General features: G+C 57.6%; 16 protein-coding genes. 9 read left to right on the forward strand and 7 right to left on the reverse strand.

Annotation, left to right across the window (positions count from 1 at the left end; all coding sequences use genetic code 11):
- Positions 1-11: 11 nt before the first annotated feature.
- From ACYZUM_RS10715 to tspO, 4 genes are all read left to right on the forward strand, one after another.
- Positions 12-317 carry a DUF6482 family protein gene (locus tag ACYZUM_RS10715; RefSeq protein WP_047294422.1) on the forward strand — a complete coding sequence of 102 codons (306 nt, stop codon included), beginning with the start codon at positions 12-14 and terminating at the stop codon, positions 315-317.
- A 25-nt stretch (positions 318-342) separates the two neighbouring features.
- Positions 343-1881, forward strand: coding sequence for a cryptochrome/photolyase family protein (locus tag ACYZUM_RS10720; protein ID WP_108182719.1), 1539 nt, complete (start codon positions 343-345; stop codon positions 1879-1881).
- Between the two features lie 159 nt (positions 1882-2040).
- Positions 2041-4230 (forward strand): ATP-binding protein, encoded by a 2190-nt coding sequence (locus ACYZUM_RS10725; protein WP_095669169.1) that lies wholly within the window; start codon positions 2041-2043, stop codon positions 4228-4230.
- Between the two features lie 59 nt (positions 4231-4289).
- Positions 4290-4733, forward strand: a complete 444-nt coding sequence (tspO, locus tag ACYZUM_RS10730; protein ID WP_041064643.1) for a tryptophan-rich sensory protein TspO — start codon at positions 4290-4292, stop codon at positions 4731-4733.
- 51 nt (positions 4734-4784) lie between these two features.
- Here the strand turns inward: tspO and ACYZUM_RS10735 are convergent, their stop codons facing one another.
- Together ACYZUM_RS10735 and ACYZUM_RS10740 are read right to left on the reverse strand one after the other, a co-directional pair.
- A complete protein-coding gene (locus ACYZUM_RS10735) occupies positions 4785-5552 on the reverse strand; it encodes a sulfite exporter TauE/SafE family protein (protein WP_041063962.1) in 768 nt (255 codons plus the stop codon).
- A 56-nt stretch (positions 5553-5608) separates the two neighbouring features.
- A complete protein-coding gene (locus ACYZUM_RS10740) occupies positions 5609-6592 on the reverse strand; it encodes a hypothetical protein (protein ID WP_108182720.1) in 984 nt (327 codons plus the stop codon).
- Positions 6593-6740: 148 nt separating this feature from the next.
- Here ACYZUM_RS10740 and ACYZUM_RS10745 point away from each other — a divergent pair, with 148 nt between their 5' ends.
- Complete coding sequence (locus tag ACYZUM_RS10745) at positions 6741-7610, forward strand: LysR family transcriptional regulator (RefSeq protein ID WP_108182721.1); 870 nt, start codon at positions 6741-6743, stop codon at positions 7608-7610.
- A 367-nt stretch (positions 7611-7977) separates the two neighbouring features.
- Positions 7978-10383: a glucose/quinate/shikimate family membrane-bound PQQ-dependent dehydrogenase gene (locus tag ACYZUM_RS10750; RefSeq protein WP_108182722.1), complete on the forward strand. Its 2406-nt coding sequence runs from the start codon at positions 7978-7980 to the stop codon at positions 10381-10383.
- Here the strand turns inward: ACYZUM_RS10750 and ACYZUM_RS10755 are convergent.
- A complete protein-coding gene (locus tag ACYZUM_RS10755; RefSeq protein WP_256198910.1) occupies positions 10368-10490 on the reverse strand; it encodes a hypothetical protein in 123 nt (40 codons plus the stop codon). The two genes, ACYZUM_RS10750 and ACYZUM_RS10755, sit on opposite strands and share 16 nt — an antisense overlap.
- On the opposite strand from ACYZUM_RS10755, the gene ACYZUM_RS10760 reads away from it, so the two are divergent.
- The gene (locus ACYZUM_RS10760) at positions 10489-11778 is read left to right on the forward strand and encodes a carbohydrate porin (RefSeq protein WP_108182723.1); all 1290 of its coding nucleotides are present in this window, start codon (positions 10489-10491) and stop codon (positions 11776-11778) included. The genes ACYZUM_RS10755 and ACYZUM_RS10760 overlap by 2 nt on opposite strands.
- 164 nt (positions 11779-11942) lie before the next feature.
- Positions 11943-12845 carry a bestrophin family protein gene (locus tag ACYZUM_RS10765; protein ID WP_108182724.1) on the forward strand — a complete coding sequence of 301 codons (903 nt, stop codon included), beginning with the start codon at positions 11943-11945 and terminating at the stop codon, positions 12843-12845.
- A 43-nt stretch (positions 12846-12888) separates the two neighbouring features.
- On the opposite strand, the gene ACYZUM_RS10770 is transcribed toward ACYZUM_RS10765, so the two are convergent.
- Positions 12889-13140, reverse strand: coding sequence for a hypothetical protein (locus ACYZUM_RS10770; protein WP_174376762.1), 252 nt, complete (start codon positions 13138-13140; stop codon positions 12889-12891).
- A 284-nt stretch (positions 13141-13424) separates the two neighbouring features.
- Between ACYZUM_RS10770 and ACYZUM_RS10775 the strand changes: the two genes are divergently transcribed.
- Positions 13425-13694: a hypothetical protein gene (locus tag ACYZUM_RS10775; RefSeq protein WP_108182725.1), complete on the forward strand. Its 270-nt coding sequence runs from the start codon at positions 13425-13427 to the stop codon at positions 13692-13694.
- Between the two features lie 111 nt (positions 13695-13805).
- On the opposite strand, the gene ACYZUM_RS10780 is transcribed toward ACYZUM_RS10775, so the two are convergent.
- From ACYZUM_RS10780 to ACYZUM_RS10790, 3 genes are all read right to left on the reverse strand, one after another.
- Entirely contained in the window at positions 13806-14855 is a 1050-nt protein-coding gene (locus ACYZUM_RS10780; protein ID WP_198758069.1) for a hypothetical protein, read from the reverse strand.
- 68 nt (positions 14856-14923) lie between these two features.
- Positions 14924-16417, reverse strand: coding sequence for a DUF1254 domain-containing protein (locus ACYZUM_RS10785; RefSeq protein ID WP_108182726.1), 1494 nt, complete (start codon positions 16415-16417; stop codon positions 14924-14926).
- Positions 16418-16451: 34 nt separating this feature from the next.
- On the reverse strand, positions 16452-17906 hold the full coding sequence (locus ACYZUM_RS10790; protein ID WP_108182727.1) for a DUF1254 domain-containing protein: 1455 nt from the start codon (positions 17904-17906) through the stop codon (positions 16452-16454).
- Positions 17907-17985 lie beyond the last annotated feature (79 nt).

Genomic DNA, 17985 nt, shown 5'->3' on the forward strand with positions numbered 1-17985 from the left:
AGGAGTGAAGCATGAATCTGCAAACCCTGACCGAGCGCGCGGCCAACAGCGAAATTCGTGAGCTGGAGTTGCTGTCGCTTGAAGGTGGTTTTTATCTGGCCCGGGTTCGCCTGGATCACGGTCAGTTCACCTTGCTCGACGACGCGGCCAAACCCATGCACCTGCGTTCAATCACCCATCTGCGTGACTTGCTGCAGACCGTGCCGGCATTCCCGTGCGTGCTGGTGCAGCAATGCGTGCACGACGAAATGTGTGGCCGCGATACCGGGCCGGTCGAAGAGCTGCGCATTCCGTTTTCGCTGGCCACGCCGTTATGAAACGAATCCTGCCGGACCGCACTGAATGAACCGGAATCGTCGGTTGTGCCTGGTGCTGGGCGATCAGTTGTCGTTCGATCTGGCCTCCTTGCAGACGCTCGACAGCGAGCGCGACACCGTGCTGCTGGTCGAGGTCATGGAAGAAGCCAGCCATGTACCGCACCATCCGCAAAAGATTGCTCTGATCTTCAGCGCCATGCGCCATTTCGCCCAGTCGTTGCGAGACCAAGGCATTCGTGTCGAATACGTGACGCTGGATGATCCGCACAACAGCGGTTCGGTACCGGGGGAATTACGCCGTTGGCAACAGCGCTTGCAGGTCGAGCAAGTACACGTCACCGAGTGTGGTGACTGGCGCCTGGAACAATCGATCAAGGATTGTGGCCTGCCCGTTTGTTGGCACGCCGATTCGCGTTTTTTGTGCAGTCGCGCCGAGTTCGCCGCCTGGGCTGCGGGGAAAAAACAGTTGCGCATGGAGTTCTTTTATCGCGAGATGCGCCGCAAGAGTCGCTTGCTGCTCAATGGCGATGGCACGCCGGTGGGCGGTGCTTGGAACTTCGATGCCGAGAATCGCAAGTCCCTGCCCAAAGGTGTGAAAGCCCCCTACCCGATCCGTTTCAGTAACGACGCCATCACCGGCGAGGTGCTGGATCTGGTGCAGGCGCGCTTCAGTCAGCACTACGGTGCACTCGATGATTTCAATTACCCGGTCACCCATGCCGACGCGCAGGCGCTGTGGGACTATTTTCTGGATTATGGCCTGGCGGGTTTCGGTGACTATCAGGACGCCATGGCCAGTGACGAGCCGTTCCTGTTTCATGCACGCATCAGCGCCGCGCTAAATATCGGCCTGCTGGATTTGCGGCGGTTGTGCAGCGACGTCGAGTCGGCCTATTGGGCCGGCAGGATTGCCCTGAATGCCGCCGAGGGCTTCATTCGGCAACTGATCGGCTGGCGGGAATACGTGCGCGGCGTGTACTGGCTGAAAATGCCGGACTACGCACTGGGCAACGCCTTCGGCAACAGCCGTGCACTGCCGGAGTTCTACTGGACCGGTGCCACGCAGATGAACTGCATGCGCCAGGCCATCGGCCAGAGTCTGCAGCATGCCTACGCGCACCACATTCAGCGGCTGATGGTCACCGGCAATTTCGCCCTGCTCGCTGGCATTGCGCCGAGCCAGATCTGTGAGTGGTACCTGGCGATTTACATGGACGCCTTCGACTGGGTCGAACTGCCCAACACGTTGGGCATGGTCATGCATGCCGACAGCGGTTACCTCGGTTCCAAACCCTATTGCGCCAGTGGCCAATACATCAATCGCATGTCTGACTACTGCCGCGGCTGCGCCTACAAGGTCAGCGAAAGTACGGCGGACAATGCCTGCCCGTTCAATGCGTTGTACTGGCATTTTCTGATGCGCCACGGTGAACAGCTGCGCGGCAATCAGCGCATGGCGATGATGTACAAGAACCTCGACCGCATGCCGTCAGCCAAGCTGGAGGCGCTGTGGCAACGCGGGCAGAACCTGTTGGCGCGTCTGGATAACGGCGAATCGATCTGAAATGAACGTTCGCTTGCGCCGGTGGTGAAACTTAAGCACAACCCGCCCGGTCAACGGATGATCGGCGCTCGAGTCCTCCGCGAGCGCAATGTCCACTGCTCGTGTTGTGCTTACGCGCTCTATGCAGCCAGCCCCTGAACATTCAACAAAGCAGGTCACATGGATACCCTTGAACACCTTAGTCGCGAAGCGCTCGAGTCAGAAGTCAGGCGATTGCGTGCGGCGCTTCAAAGCACTCAGGTCGACACACAGGACGTTGACCTCGAGCGCGACATGGCGGCGCAGCTGCAAGCCAGTCGGGACGCCCTCGCCCGCAGCGAGGCTCGCTTCATCACCATTCTGGAAACCATCGAATCGGCGTTTGCCATCGTCAAGGTCAAATTCGACGCTGACGACAAGCCGGTCGATTACTACTTTGTCGAAGCCAATCCGGCGTTCGAACATCAGTGCGGCGTCAACCTGCGCGGCAAATGGGTGACCGAGTTCGCGCCCAATCTGGAAAGCTTCTGGTTTGAAACCTACGGCCATGTGGCCAAGACCGGGGAACCGGCGAACTTCGAGAATTACGCCAACACCTTCGAGCGCTGGTTCGACGTGCGCGCGGTGCGTGTTGGCGATCCGGCCGACCGGCAGATCGCCATTCTGTTCAACGACGTCACCCAGCGGCGCGACGCCGAGGAGCGTTTGCGAGCCAGCGAGGCCATCGCGCGGGAGAACGTCGAGCGCGTGCAACTGGCGCTCGCCGCCGGGGCCATTATCGGCACCTGGCACTGGGACTTGCTCACCGACCGCTTTGCCGTGGACGAAGCTTTTGCTCGGGTGTTCGACCTTGACCCGGCGCTGGGCCGCGAAGGGCTCAGCCTCGAACAAGTGATGGTGACCGTGCATCCCGAAGACCGCGATGGACTGACCAGCGCGATCAACGAAGCCATCGGCCGCGGTGGCGCTTACTCCCATCAGTACCGCGTGCGTCGCACGGACGGCAAGTACCAGTGGATCGAGGCCAACGGCCGGGTTGAGTGTGCCGATGATGGAACGCCGCTGCGCTTTCCCGGTGTACTGATCGATGTCGAGGAACGGCGCAATGTCGAAGCGGAGCGCGACCGCGCCATTGCTGCATTGCGCGCGCTCAACGATACGTTGGAGCAGCGCGTTTCATCGCGCACCGCAGAATTGATGCAAGCCGAAGAGAAACTCCGTCAGTCACAGAAAATGGAAGCCGTCGGCCAACTGACCGGGGGCCTGGCGCATGACTTCAATAATCTGTTGGCCGGCATTTCCGGCGCACTGGAGTTGATGGGCGCACGCATCAGCCAGGGACGACTGAACGAAGTCGACAAGTACATGATGACCGCCCAGGGCGCGGTCAAGCGTGCGGCCGCCCTGACCCACCGGCTGCTGGCGTTCTCCCGACGCCAGACCCTCGATCCGCGTCCCACCGACGTCAACACGCTGATGACCGGCATGACCGAACTGATCCAGCGTACGGTAGGCCCCAGCATCGTCCTGGAAACCCGCGCCGCGCCGGGGCTTTGGCCAACGCTGGTGGATGCCAGTCAGTTGGAGAATGCTCTGCTCAACCTGTGCATCAACGCCCGCGATGCGATGCCAGACGGTGGGCGCATCACCATCGAAACCGCCAACCGCACGCTGGACGGCGAGACCGCGCGCACCCTGGACATGCCAGAGGGCGAATACCTGTGCCTGTGCGTGACCGATACCGGCACCGGCATGACCGCCGATGTCATCGCCAAGGCCTTCGACCCGTTTTTCACCACCAAACCGCTGGGCCAGGGCACGGGGCTAGGACTGTCGATGATCTATGGTTTCGCCAAGCAATCCGGCGGCCAGGTGCGCGTGCATTCGCAGGTCGGCCGGGGCACAGAAATGTGCATTTATCTGCCTCGCTATCATGGCGAACCGGTGCCGAATCAGGATCACAAGGACAACGCGCCGGCCGCCTTGCCCAAGGCTGGCGAGACCATTCTGGTGGTGGACGACGAGCCTACGGTGCGTGCGCTGCTGACTGACGTGCTCGGCGATCTCGGCTACACCTTGATAGAGGCTGCTGACAGCGTGGTCGGGCTGAAGATGTTGCGCTCGGACATTCACATCGACTTGCTGATCACCGACGTCGGCTTGCCGGGTGGCATGAACGGTCGGCAACTGGCCGATGCCGGCCGGGAAATCCGCCAGAACCTGAAGACCCTGTTCATTACCGGGTACGCGGAAAACGCGGTGATTGGTGCCGGTCAGCTTGGCCCGGACATGCAGGTGCTGACCAAGCCTTTCGCCGTCGACACGCTGGTGGCGCGGGTCAGCGACCTGCTGGCGATGAAATCCGAATGAGCGACCGTTGCGGCGCTGTAATCCCAGAGAGAGTGGCTGCGGCCAAGGAGTAATAAATGGTGACGTTTCTGATTTTCCTGATCGCGTGCGGTGCTGCAGCGAGTACCGGGGTGATTTTCAAACCCGGGTCATGGTACGAAGGACTGAATAAACCCGGATTTACCCCACCCAATTGGGCGTTTCCGGTGGCCTGGACGATTATCTATCTATTGCTGGCCTGGGCCGGTTATCGCTTGAGCCTGATTCCCGGCAGTCAGACCGTGTTGGCACTGTGGGCCGCGCAGATCGCCTTGAACACACTGTGGACGCCGGTGTTCTTCGGCGCGCATCAGGTGTTGGCCGCCATGGTGATTCTGTTGGTGTTGTGGCTGGTGGTTGCGGTGATGGTGTTTATGGCGTTGCGCCTGGATGTGATCACCGGGCTGATCCTGTTTCCTTATCTGGCCTGGTTGTGTGTGGCAGCGGCGTTGAATTTCTCGATTCTGCGCAATAACCGTGGGTGATCAAGCGCAACAGCCAATGTTCATTGGAGTGCTGAAGGGGCTGGATTTCATCTATGAAAATAGAGAGAGCCCCATTCTGCCAATCAGGAAAACCAGCAGAATCAGGAAAAAGATCCGAATAAAGCCACTGCCATACCGCAGAGCCAGAAAAACTCCAGTCAGGGAGCCGGCAATATTGCACAGTGCTACGACGCCACCTACCGCCCACAGAACATTTCCCGTTGGTACAAAAAACATGAGCGCGGCGCAGAACGTGCCCAGATTCACCAGCTTTGCGGAGGCGGAGGCATTTAAAAAATCAAAGCCAAAATATTTGACGAAAATGAATAGCAGAAGGCTGCCGCTACCCGGACCGAAGACGCCGTCATAAAAACCAATCAAGCCACCAAAAAAAATGCCCCACGCAATTTCCTTTGTTCCGCAATGAAATTCAGTGCTGATCAGGCCTAATCTTTTTTCCGCGAATGTATAGATCGCCATCGCTATCAAAACAAAAAAAACAACGAACTCCATGATTTTTTTGGGAACGATTGACACGGAAAACGCGCCAATGAACGCAAAAACGAATGCCGACAGCATGGTGGGCAACATCAGTTTCCAGACAATTTTTATTCTTTTGGTATAGCTGTATATCGAAGAAAGATTGCCCGCAAGAACTGCCAGCTTATTGGTTCCAAATACGGTTGCCAAACTATATTGAGGAAGCGCATGCAAAAGTGCTGGCAGCTGTACAAGCCCGCCACCACCTACCGCTGCATCTATCAAACCACCACAGAATGCAAAAAAGCCTAAAGCGAACAACGCTTGTTCAAAATCCATTCAGGAGATCCTTTCGGGACTGAAGTTCTCCGCAAAGTATCACAACATTCTCCAGGTTAATTTTCCGCAGTAAGATATCGATGCATGGCCTCGAAAGCTCTTCCTACGCGCTCATTATAGTTGAGCATGATGCCTTTCATGCGACCGAGCTTGAAAGGTATATCCATCGCTCGACCGTACGCTTGCGCGGCGGCCAACGCATGAAGACCATGTTTGTTTTCGACTTCGCCTGAGTGCCCCATCACGTAACCTTTAGCGTTACGTAGAGCTTGAACATCCATTTTTAGCAGAGGGTTGACTTCAAGCAACTTTGCTTCAATGTACTGAGCGATGAAATTATATTCACGACCATTCCAAAGTTCTGAAGCGATAGAAACCATCATGGCATCCATGATTGAACTCTTGTGCTCTATCGAATTCAGAGCTGATTTGTGCTCTGAGATTCCAGTACTGTAAAGAAAATCTGAGAATTCATTGCACTCTCGAACTTTGTGTTGATTTTCAATCCAGGCAGTCGCGTTAAAAGCTGAAGTCATGTATTCGAACATGCCATCATGCCCAGGGTGCCCCAGCCCGAAGTCGTCTTTCGCAACTTCATGCATGTGTGCCATGACATTCAGATATTCGATGTGTCTTTCAGCAGATACGGATAGTGCGTCTGCTGAGAGTCGCATTATTATTTTTGCAGAGACCAAGCTGGTGGTTTTATGTGTTTCATTCCATCCATTAAAGAATTTCAGAACAGCCGAATCGATTGCGGCCTTTTCAAGAAACGCTTCAAATGCGTTCTCGGCATGGCGCTGGGCATCTTGGGTAATGGGATGATTAAGCACTTCCAGCATGGCATCCTGAATGTCAGGGATATGCGTGACGTTTGCCAATACGGGCTGTCTGCGCTGATTCTGCAATATCACTCGACCAGGTATTTTCAAATTCCTGATGTGCTTTGGCAGAGCGTCTATAAAAGCTTCACCAAACTCTTGCATGGATCTGTAACTATTAAATGCGTCAACGCGACTCTGCAACATGGTTGAGTTCATGAGCTTATCCTTCTCCCTAAAGATATGCCGAGTTAATCCGCTGATTTAAACTTCCACAATCAGATCAGGCTTTAAACAATATGTGACTTGAAGGGTTTCGACAAGTGACTTATAATGATCAAACCCTTCATTATAAGTGAGCAATGGCATGGAGCTTTCTCAACTTACTATGTTCAAAACTGTAGCGGATCACGGAAGTATCATTCGCGCCTCTGAATTACTGCACTGTGTGCCGTCCAACATTACCAACAGAATCAAACTTCTGGAAAAAGAACTTGGGGTATCTTTGTTTATCAGGAAAGGTCGAGGGCTTGTTATCAGCCCTTCCGGTAGATTGTTTCTTGGGTATGCAAACAAAATCCTGTCTTTATGCCAGGAATCACAAAGAGCGCTCGATCCTGCGGCGGCGCCATCAGGACTCCTGAAAATCGGGGCAATAGAGTCATCGGCCACCGGCAGACTGCCCAAGTTGCTCTCAAAGTTTCATCAACTCTATCCGTCTGTGCAAATGCAGTTCAGCACAGGTGACTGGTCGCAGTTATTGAATGATGTGGTTGATCATAAACTCGACGGTGCCATCATTGCTGTCAATCAGGATCATCCTGATATTGAAAGTATCGAAATCTACAAGGAAGAACTGGTATTGATTGCCTCTTCAACTGCGGGGCACGTGCATAATCCGCAGGACTTGAGTGGCACAGATATATTCATGTGGCCTGAAGGCTGTCCTTATAGAAAGGCGCTGGAAAACTGGCTGCAAGCGCATGGTGTTGTTAGTCCTGTAACAAGCATCGCCAGTTACGGCACCATTCTTGGGTGTGTCAGCTCTAGAGCGGGTGTTTCGTTAGTGCCCAGAGGCGTTTTTGAACAGTTTCGCAGGATCGGTGACATAAGCGGCCATGTATTTGACGACCTGCACCCAATACAGAATTATTTTATATGGAATAAAAACAGTGGACCTCATCGAGCAAAAGAAAAATTTGCGGAGCTGCTCGTAGAGGAATTCAAGGACGTCTGACGTCATTTCTACAGTTTTGCACGCCCACTGATCGCAGTGTCTGCCCGACGTGTTGTCCTTTCTTTGCCTTCGTTCTCGTGAGTCGAAACGGCAGCAGCCGTACGTCGGTTGATGCCTGACACGTCGAATCGGCGTTTATCGATTCACTCTCCCTCCTGTTGATTGACACCTGTCAAAAATCCCATTTAACCAGGCGTAATTGCGACTTTGCCTCACGCTCCACCAGCCCTTGCCGGTCCCGTGAGCGCTCACGCCTGCCCGCAAACCCGCGTAGCGGCGTTGTTCTATGCTTCATTCTGAATTAGTGATTTAACTAGGTAGTTACCTAACTATATAATGCACGCCTCATTTCAACGGGACATTCAACGTGAAGCAGAGTCAACGCCTCTCGGGCATATCAAAATTCATTCTGGTCGGGCTGGGGGTGATCATCGCCCTGCTCGGCCTGGCACTTGCGGCTGGCGGAGTGAAGCTGGTCAGCCTGGGAGGGTCGTGGTACTTCCTCGTGGGCGGTCTGGTGATGGCCGTTTCCGGTCTGCTGATCGCTCGCTTCAAGACGGCCGGCGCCTGGCTGTTCGCGGCATTTCTGGTCGGGACCGCGATCTGGGCGGTGAGCGATGCCGGGCTGGTGTTCTGGCCGGTGTTCTCGCGCCTGTTCATGTTCAGCGCCGTAGGCCTGGTGGTGGCGCTGGTTTACCCGCTGCTCAAGCGTGCCAACGGTGGCGTGCCGGGGCGTGGCGCTTACGGCGTTGCCGCTGTCCTGGCCGTGGGGCTGGCGGTGGCTGCCGGCAACATGTTCGTCGCGCATCCGACTGTCGCTGCCACCGGCACGGGCCCGGGCCTGACGCCGGTTGAGCCAGACAAGGCGCAAAAAGACTGGGCGCATTACGGTAATACCGAAGGCGGCAGCCGCTTTGCTGCGCTGGACCAGATCAACCGCAACAACGTCGACAAACTGAAAGTGGCGTGGACCTACCACACCGGTGACGTCGCCGAGAGCGATGGCAACGGTGCCGAAGACCAGCTCACCCCGCTGCAGATCGGCAACAAGGTGTTCATCTGCACCCCGCACAACAACCTGATCGCGCTGGATGCCGACACCGGCAAAGAGCTGTGGAAGAACGCGATCAACGCCAAATCGAAAGTCTGGCAGCGTTGCCGTGGCACGGCCTATTTCGATGCCACCAAGGCCATCGCGCAGCCAAGCAATTCGAGCATCATCGAAGCCAAACCGGCGCCTGCCGCCAATTGCCAGCGCCGTCTGCTGACCAACACCATCGACGCTCGCCTGATCGCGGTCGATGCCGACACCGGCGAGTTCTGCCAGGGTTTCGGTAACAACGGTCAGGTTGATCTGAAGGCCGGTCTGGGCGATGTGCCGGACAGCTACTATCAGCTCTCCTCCGCTCCGCTGATGGCCGGTACCACCGTGGTGGTCGGCGGTCGTGTGGCCGACAACGTGCAAACCGACATGCCGGGCGGCGTAATCCGTGGTTTCGATGTGATCACCGGCGCCATGCGCTGGGCGTTCGACCCGGGCAATCCGCAGGATAAAAAGGCCCCGGCCGATGGCAGCACGTATGTGCGCAGCACGCCGAACAGCTGGGCGCCGATGTCCTACGACCCGGCGACCAACACCGTGTTCTTGCCGATGGGCAGCTCGTCCACCGACATCTATGGTGTCGAGCGCAGCAAACTCGACCACACCTACGGCGCCTCGGTGCTCGCGCTGGACGCCACCACCGGTGATGAACGCTGGGTGTTCCAGACCGTGCACAACGATCTCTGGGACTTCGACCTGCCGATGCAGCCGAGCCTGATCGACTTCACCAAGGACGGCAAAACCGTTCCGGCGCTGGTCATCGGCACCAAGGCTGGGCAGATCTACGTGCTCGACCGCGCCACCGGCAAGCCGTTGACCGACGTTAAAGAAGTCCCGGTCAAAGCCGCGAACATCCCGAACGAACCGTACTCGCCAACCCAGCCGAAATCGGTGGGCATGCCGCAGATCGGTGCCCAGCACCTGACTGAGTCGGACATGTGGGGCGCCACCCCGTACGACCAGTTGCTGTGTCGGATCGATTTCAAATCGATGCGTTACGACGGCCTGTACACCGCGCCGGGTACCGACAAATCGCTGAGCTTCCCGGGTTCGCTGGGCGGTATGAACTGGGGCAGCCTCTCCACTGACCCGGTCCACGGTTTCATCTTCGTCAACGACATGCGCCTGGGTCTGTGGATCCAGATGATTCCGTCGCAGAACAAGGCTCAAGCCTCGTCCGGTGGCGAAGCGTTGAACACCGGCATGGGCGCGGTACCGCTCAAAGGCACGCCGTATGCGGTGAACAAAAACCGCTTCCTGTCGGTGGCCGGCATTCCTTGCCAGGCTCCACCGTTCGGCACCCTGACCGCGATCGACATGAAGACCCAGAAAGTCGCCTGGCAGGTTCCGGTTGGCACCGTTGAAGACACCGGTCCGCTGGGCATCCGCATGCACCTGCCGATCAAGATTGGCCTGCCAACCCTGGGCGGGACCCTGTCGACTCAAGGTGGCCTGATCTTCATCGCCGGTACTCAGGACTTCTACCTGCGCGCCTTCAACAGCGGCAACGGTGAAGAGGTGTGGAAAGCGCGCCTGCCGGTTGGCAGTCAGGGCGGCCCGATGACCTACGTTTCGCCGAAGACCGGCAAGCAGTACATCGTCATCACCGCCGGTGGTGCACGTCAGTCGACCGATCGCGGCGACTACGTGATGGCTTACGCCTTGCCGTAAACCGCAGTGCCCGTGTTGAACACGGGCGCTTTCTTTTTGCGCGCGGCACCTGAGGGTGCCGCGCCGCTTTCCGATATCGCTACAGCTTTGAGCAGGAAGATCTCCATGTTTGGTTTTACTCGTAACGGCTGGGTCAACGGCGTGCTGTTGGGCCTGACCTGCAGCGCCACCCTGCCCGCCTTCGCCGATACCGATGCAAACCTGTTGACCCGCAACACCCTGACCGGTGACTGGGGTGGCTTGCGTCACCAGATGGACCAGGACGGGATCAAGTTCACCGGCGATTACACCGGTGAAATGGCTTACAACGCCGATGGCGGCCTGCACCGCTCCGGCCGTTACTCGCAGAACATCAAGCTCGGCGCCCAGTTTGATCTGAGCAAGTTGTATGGCGTGGAGAACGCCGGCAAGGTCCAGTTGACCATCAACGACCGACGCGGCAACAGCGCCTCCGAAGACCTGGTTGGCAACCGTCTGCCGATCCAGGAAAACTACGGCGGCCTCTACACCCGACTGACGGAACTCAGCTACGAGCGCAGTCTGTTCACCCCGGCGCTCAACGTAAAACTCGGCTACATGGCCATGGGCAACGACCTCGGCGGCCTCGACAGCGGCATTCTGTGCAACTTCATGAACGCCGGTTTCTGCGGCCATCCGCTGAACATGTCCGGCGGCAGTGGCTGGACCAACTACCCCAACGCGCACCTGGGCGTGCGGGTGAAGTACGACTTGTCGTCCTCGTGGCAACTGCGTGTGGCCGCGTTCAACGTCGACCCGGAAAGCAACGGCAACTCCAGCCGCGCCTGGCATCTGGGCCCTAAACACACCACCGGCACCGTGGTGCCGATCGAGCTGGTGTACAAGCACGCGGGCCAATTGCCCGGCGAATACAAGCTGGGTTACTACTACGACAGCTCGGACGTGAAACGCATCGGCAGCGACAAAGAAGTCTCCGGGCGTGGCGGGCATTACCTGCTGATTGATCAGGCGGTATGGAGTTCGCAATCGTCCGAGGGCCGCAGCCTGCATGCGTTCGGCCAATACTCGGCAGCCAGCGAGGCGGCTTCGCCATTCAGCAAGTGGTATGGCACCGGTCTGGTGCTGTACAAGCCGTTCGAAGGTCGCCCGCGTGACACCGTCGCTCTGGGCTACGGCCGCGCCGTACCTAACCCGCGCAGCCGCGACGTACAACAGGACGCTGCCATGGCCAATGGCACGCAGTTCCCGAACCTGGACAGTGGCGAGCAGTTGATCGAACTCGGCTACGGCTACCAGGCCACGCCTTGGCTGACACTGCGCCCGAACCTGCAATACATCATCGAGCCGGGGGCCTTTTCCGGGCAGGACATCGACAATGCGTTGGTGTTTGGCTTGCAGGTGAAAGCTTCGCTCTGACTTCTGGCAGAACTGCAGGCAATAAAAAACCCGGCGTAATGACCGGGTTTTTTATTGCCTGACAATTGTCGTAACCAAGATGCTCAGTCAACACCGAACCTTTACCCCCAAACCTGCGTCGGAGCTAGGGCGTTAACGCTTACCGCTCGCCACGAGGTTTCCGTTTGAAAGCAGCCATCGTCAAAAAATACCGTTTGATCATCAAGACCATGGGCTACGTGGGCTGGTCGCTGTTCTGGCTGTTGCTCTGGGACATCGCTGTCACCGTCGACTTCATGTTGTTCCTCAACGCCAAGATCAACCTGCCGCTGATGCCTCTGACTTTGCTCGGTTCAGCGCTGGTGGTGCTGATCAGTTTCCGCAACAGCAGCGCGTACAACCGTTGGTGGGAAGCGCGCACGCTGTGGGGCATGATGATCAACAGCTCGCGCAGCTTCGCCCGGCAGGTGCTGACGCTGCTGGATGATCCCGATAACGAAGTGAACCCGGTGAAGGCGACGCTGTTGCGCCGCCATGTGGCGTACGTCAATTGCCTCGCCGCGCACCTGCAAGGTCAGCCTTGCCCGGAGGAGGTCCGCGCGTTTATCCCGGCAGATGAGTTCGCCCGCAGTGGCACCACCAACAACTTCGCCAACGACATCCTCACCGGTTCCGCGGCGTTGCTGGCCCGGGAATACAAGGGCGGGCGTCTGGACAGCATTCGTCTGGCGCGGCTGGAATCGACCATGGTCGAGCTGTCCAACAGTCAGGGCGGGATGGAGCGGATCGCCAATACCCCGCTGCCTTACCCTTACGTGTATTTCCCGCGCCTGTTTATCTCGCTGTTCTGCCTGATTGTGCCGGTGGGGCTGGTAGAGTCGCTGGGCTGGTTCACCCCGCTCGCCTCGACCGTGGTGGGCTTCATGCTGCTGGCCATCGAGCGCATCGGCACCGACCTGCAAAGCCCTTTTCGCCATAGTGAGCACCAGATTCAGATGGAGGCTCTGTGCGAAACCATCGAGAAAAACCTGCAGTCGATGCAGCGTGATTCGTTGGGGGATGCGCGCAGGGCTGAAGAGACTGTTTGAACAGATGCACGCCAGGGCGCAATGCCCTGGCGAGTCGCAGGTATTACTTCTTCTTTTTCGCCGGCTTGTCAGCCTTCTTTGCATCCTTGGCCTTTTCCGGCTTGCTATCGGCTTTCTTGGCAGACTTTTTCGGTTCGGCGTCTTTCTTCTTGTCTTTCTTGTCGGAAGACTTGGAAAGCGTGGAGGCTGCCGCCGATTTCTTTTCCGGCGAGGACTTTTTGTCTTTCAAGTCCTTGCTGGCTTTCGAAGCATCGTCTTTTTTGCTTTTCTTCTCGTCTTTAGCCACGTTGACCACCTCTCGGAATGTGCCGGTATTGGCACCGGGCCTGTGCGAATGAACACAAGCTGATCGTTAGGCGTGAGCGTTCGGGCGGGGTTCAGATTATTTGACTCGATCCAGCGCCCTTGACGAAGACTGGCCGTTCAACAAGTTGTCAATAGCACAGTTGTGCGACTGTTCTGGAGATAGCGCAGTGATAGGCTTTTCTGGCGTCACATTACGCGAATGCCCGATCTGTTCAGAAGGCAGGTCGGGGCCGCTGTATAAGCCCGCTGTCAGTTAACTGAAAGGATTCGAACATGAAAAAGCCCATGACAACTCTGGCCATCTGCGCGACGCTTGCTTTCGCCGCAACCGTCACAAACGCTGCCGTGCATCCAACGACCATCACTGCTCCACAGACGGTCAAGCAGGCGACCGCCTCGATTGACACGCCTTTCTCAACCCAGCGAAAAGCCGGAGAAATCCAGACGGCCAGTCTGGCCAGAAGTTGCTCCGATGAGCGCTATTCCTGGTGGGAATTCAGTGGCTGGGAAATAATCGCCTGTCTCGGAAGCGGTCAGTGGTAATTATTCAAACGAGTCTGGTGCGTGACTTATGTGCTGAGCACGCACCAGCGCCTGCCTCAAAAACCCTCCGCTCTGATGCGCCTAAATGCACGCCCCGGCTTGGGGTAATCCTCAAAACATAAAGGTAGGTATGACCGGAATGAACGACAGCCGGAAATTCCAGCGGCTGCTGATCAGGTCATCCGGATGAATCGCCGAGTACTGAATTTCCCCGGAAATTCTCACCGGCAACTTGCCGAAATTGAAGATTCGCCCAGCACCGATACCGATCGGAAACGTGACTTTATTACCGCCCTCGGCCTTCCAGTTGACCGTTACGTTGGGGGTCATGCCGATGCGCCACTGTTCCGGCCCTGGAATCGCTCGCTGAATGAAATACTGCACATTGGTCAGACTGACATCCTTGCGCTTGCTATCACCGCCAACCGACCACCAGTGCTGCGGGAAAACGCCAAGGGTCCAGTCCGGACCAAGGTACGCGGCGACGAACGCCGGGCCCAGCGAGTATTTGCCCGTGCCGAGCACGTCTTCTTCGGCAGTCGGAAACATCGCGGTCGGGCCGAACCCCCAGACCATCTTGCCACCCCCAGCAAAGCGGATCGGTTCCTTGGGCGAGAACACGCCGACGTAGGCCAGGTCACCGAAGCCGCTGGTGCGCTCGAACGGATCCTGTACAACCGAGGTGAAGTCACCGCGATCGTGCAGAATCTCGTTAGGTCCCATGCCGATCAGATTACCGGCCTTGCGGTTGACCGGGGCGCTGACGTAGCTGATCGGCAGGCGGTTGATCAGGTTCCAGTCTTCGCCAAGAGAAATCGGAAAGGTCGGCATGAAACTGTATTTACCGAGCATCCGTGTGCCGTTGCTGTGCGGTCCTTTGAGGGCGGTGTAATCGTATTGGTTGAACAGCAGGACAAGGTTGCCTACCGGATTGTCCATCAGTCTGGATATCTGTTCGGTGGACGGCTCGCAGCCGGCCTTGACCACTTCTTTCAGGTCAATGTCGAAGTCCTGTTGTAGCTGGTGACACTTTTCCGGATCGACCTTGGCCCCTGCAACTGGCGGGGAAGCCAATTCCGGCAGAGGGCTGGCGGCACAGGCCATGCCACTGAGCACGGCCGCGCAGAGTGTCAAACCTGATCGAATCCTTATCGATTGCATCGATTTGCACTCCATTTCACCAGGCGTACTGAAGGCGCAGGGTCCAAGTGTTCACGTCCGGGGAGCTTCTATTGTTTGATCAGATCACTTGGCTTCCAGCTCTGGTCAAAAAACGCCTGTTTCGGCCCATACAGCCGCACGATCACCAGGAAGCCTTTCTCCGGTACGGTCTTGATCCAGTTCTTGCCTTCACCTGGCGATTTCGGCCCGAAGTAGATGTCGGTGGAGCCGTCGCTGTTCTGCGCCGGTTTATCCATCTGATTGAGGGACGGGAACGGTTGACCATTGTCCAGACCTGAGGCGGTCAAGTTGTCATAGGCGGTGACCGACCAGAACAACGCCGCCGGGACATTGGCCGGAAGGTTGAGCTTGTAGGTCTGGGCGCCGTCGAGAAACTTGCCCTCGGCGTCTCGGGTCGTCGCGGGATACTTGGCACCGGCGCCGACCATGTTCATGACCATACCCGGACTGTCCGAATAGGCCGAGGTGAAGAACGCCACGCGCTGCTCGAGATTGGTGAAGCTGCCGCTGGATTGAAACTCGGTGTTCTCCCCGGCGAAGGTGTTCACGTATTGGCGATCCTTGTAGTACAGACCGCCCGGCTCTTTGTACAGCAAGTGACTGGTCACCACTTTGCTCATTTTGAACGCGGTGCGCGCGGCGTCATCCAGCAACTTGCGTCGCTCGGCATCCGGGGCGAAGGGCTTGCCCTTCTCGATGCCAAGGGTGTGCAAAAAGCCGCGCATGTCCATGTCCGCCGGATCGACAGCTTCGGCGTCGATAAAGCGCGACAGCATGTCGAAGTAGCGGCCGTCTTCGGGGAACAGCATGTTGATCGGTGCGCCGGTAGCGTCGGGGAATTGCATCGGCCGGGCTGAGTCCTTCTTGCCCAACGGATAGATCTTCGTGCGCTCGACTTCGGCCACCGGCACGCTAAGGTCTTTCGGGTCCTTGAAGAAGGTGCGCCAGAACAGAAACACGTTGTTGGTGCGCGAACGGTAGACGAATCCCTCGGTCGGCTCCGGCCCCTTGTAATCAGGCGGGAGCAGCACGTAGGTGCCGCCCTTGCCCTTGTCGGGGCCGGCCAGGCCAACGTCACCGCGCCAGGTCCTGCCGTCGATGGTCGGCCCGACAATCGGGCGCTGGAAGAAATCATCGAACATGCCCTGCACGCCGGGCGGTGCTTCGACCACCAGCGGACCGTACTTTGCCAGATCCAGATAGCTCATTGCGTAGACCAGATCGGAGTTTGGCGTGGTCACCAAGGTCTTGGCGTTGATGCGCTTTTTCCAGGTCGGCAAGATGTTGTAGCCCGCGCCAAACTGCTTCTCCGACGCTTCCTTCATCGACCAGATGTTGATCGCCGGCAAGGCCCACAGATACGACTGCACGGCGCGCTGGAACACCAGCTCATCGATCATGCTGCGTGCGGTCGCTTCGGTCGGGAAGCCTTTTTCAAAAGGCTGATTGGCCAGTTCTTCATAGCGCGTCGCGGCATCGGCGAGGCCGCTTAGGGAGAGGCTTACGGCCAGGGCCGTCAGTGAGGTGCGCAAACGGTTCATGGGCTGTCCTTATGAACGCAGTTGGAAAATCGGTTCAGTTGACCTTGACCACCACCGGTGGCGTCCATTGGCCATTCATCGCGGCCGCTTCCGGCCAATAGGCGCGAACGTAGAGCGAAAAGTCCGCGCCCTTCGGCGCCGGGAGCCAATTGCTTTCCTTGTCGGCGCCCGGCGAATCGCTCTGCACATAGAGCGTCAGCGAGCCATCGGCGTTGGTCTTGAGCGACTTGTTCTTGGTGCCGAGGGAATAACGCCCCAACGGGTTTTCGGCGAAGAAATGCTGCTGGTTGTACAGCGTCAGCGACCAGAAACCCTTGACCGGTGGCAGCGCACCTTTGGGGAAGGTCACGCTGTAGCGCTGGGCACCATTGAGCCGCACGCCGGACTCGTCCAGATCCTGATAGAAGTACTTGGTCTCGATCTGTTTGTTGACGAAGATGTTCGACCGGGCAACCGCCGTGCGCAGGAAGTAGTCGGTGCCAAACGCTGCGCCGTTGCTGATGGTGCTCCAGTGGTGTGGCAACTGTTGGCCGTAATTGCGGAACTGCAGCAGCGGCTTGACCACTTCGCTGTCAGCCTTTTGCGCTTCGTCGATCATGGCTTTTTTCAGCTCAGGATCGCGCTGAGCGATTTGTGCCAGTACCGACAATTGCGCATAGCGCGCCTCTTCTCCCGGCAGCGGTTTGGCGTCCTTGAGAATCGCCGGCAGCTCATCGAAGAACTTTTCCGGGAGCACCCAGCGCGTTTCCTCGTCACCCGACGCCTCGGCGGGGAATTTCGGCGACTGGCTCCAGTCACGCTGCTTGAGTTTGCCGTCGTATTTGGACAGCGGGTACATGTCGATGCCCGACAAATAGTGTTGAATGGCCTTGCGATCTTCGGCCGTATCGTCCTGGAATACCCGAGGGATCACGAAACCGGTATTGGTCTTTGCACGAAAGACCTGGGTGATGCCCTCAGGCACCTTGCCGTTCCAGTCCGGCCCCACCAGCAGATAGAAGCCCGGTTTGGTGCCGTACATCTTGCCCAGTTCGGCGAAGCTGTCGGAGCGCAGGTCCACCAGTTGGTAGACCCAGAATCGGTCGCCGAAGTCCGGTACCTGAATCACCACCGGTTCGATATCCAACGCAATGCTGCCCGCCCCGTAGACCACGTCCTGGTTCGGACAAGCCACCAGCCTCTCGCCGGGGGAAATGTAATCGGTGAGCATCGACAGATGATTGATCGGCGCTACGGGCACGATTCCGCCCATCAGGCCCGGCTCCGGCAGATCCTTGAATTTCTGCCGCCGGTTGAAAATATTGGCCATCGGCCAACCCCAGAAATACGCCTCACGCGCCATCATCCGTACGTAAGTTTCGGTCACCTTCACATCGGCTTCGGGGCCGGATACCTGCACTACTGGCGAAGTCTGTGCCTGCACGGCAACTGCGCCAAGCAATACAGCAATCGCGAGCAGGCCGCTGGCGAATAAAGATGTTTTGTTCATACAGAAGGCATCCTTGCTTGGGACGGTTTCTCAGTGAATCAATCTTCCAGCGGCAGATTGAACATTAGAAAAAACTAGC

Source organism: Pseudomonas sp. m6p (genome assembly GCF_055760375.1).

Excerpts from the sequence above, each read along its gene's own strand:
- ACYZUM_RS10715 (WP_047294422.1), top strand. The coding sequence starts at position 12 with ATGAATCTGCAAACCCTGACCGAGCGCGCGGCCAACAGCGAAATTCGT.
- ACYZUM_RS10720 (WP_108182719.1), top strand. The coding sequence starts at position 343 with ATGAACCGGAATCGTCGGTTGTGCCTGGTGCTGGGCGATCAGTTGTCG.
- ACYZUM_RS10725 (WP_095669169.1), top strand. The coding sequence starts at position 2,041 with ATGGATACCCTTGAACACCTTAGTCGCGAAGCGCTCGAGTCAGAAGTC.
- ACYZUM_RS10735 (WP_041063962.1), bottom strand. The coding sequence starts at position 5,552 with ATGGATTTTGAACAAGCGTTGTTCGCTTTAGGCTTTTTTGCATTCTGT.
- ACYZUM_RS10740 (WP_108182720.1), bottom strand. The coding sequence starts at position 6,592 with ATGAACTCAACCATGTTGCAGAGTCGCGTTGACGCATTTAATAGTTAC.
- ACYZUM_RS10745 (WP_108182721.1), top strand. The coding sequence starts at position 6,741 with ATGGAGCTTTCTCAACTTACTATGTTCAAAACTGTAGCGGATCACGGA.
- ACYZUM_RS10760 (WP_108182723.1), top strand. The coding sequence starts at position 10,489 with ATGTTTGGTTTTACTCGTAACGGCTGGGTCAACGGCGTGCTGTTGGGC.
- ACYZUM_RS10755 (WP_256198910.1), bottom strand. The coding sequence starts at position 10,490 with ATGGAGATCTTCCTGCTCAAAGCTGTAGCGATATCGGAAAGCGGCGCG.
- ACYZUM_RS10775 (WP_108182725.1), top strand. The coding sequence starts at position 13,425 with ATGAAAAAGCCCATGACAACTCTGGCCATCTGCGCGACGCTTGCTTTC.
- ACYZUM_RS10780 (WP_198758069.1), bottom strand. The coding sequence starts at position 14,855 with ATGCAATCGATAAGGATTCGATCAGGTTTGACACTCTGCGCGGCCGTG.
- ACYZUM_RS10785 (WP_108182726.1), bottom strand. The coding sequence starts at position 16,417 with ATGAACCGTTTGCGCACCTCACTGACGGCCCTGGCCGTAAGCCTCTCC.
- ACYZUM_RS10790 (WP_108182727.1), bottom strand. The coding sequence starts at position 17,906 with ATGAACAAAACATCTTTATTCGCCAGCGGCCTGCTCGCGATTGCTGTA.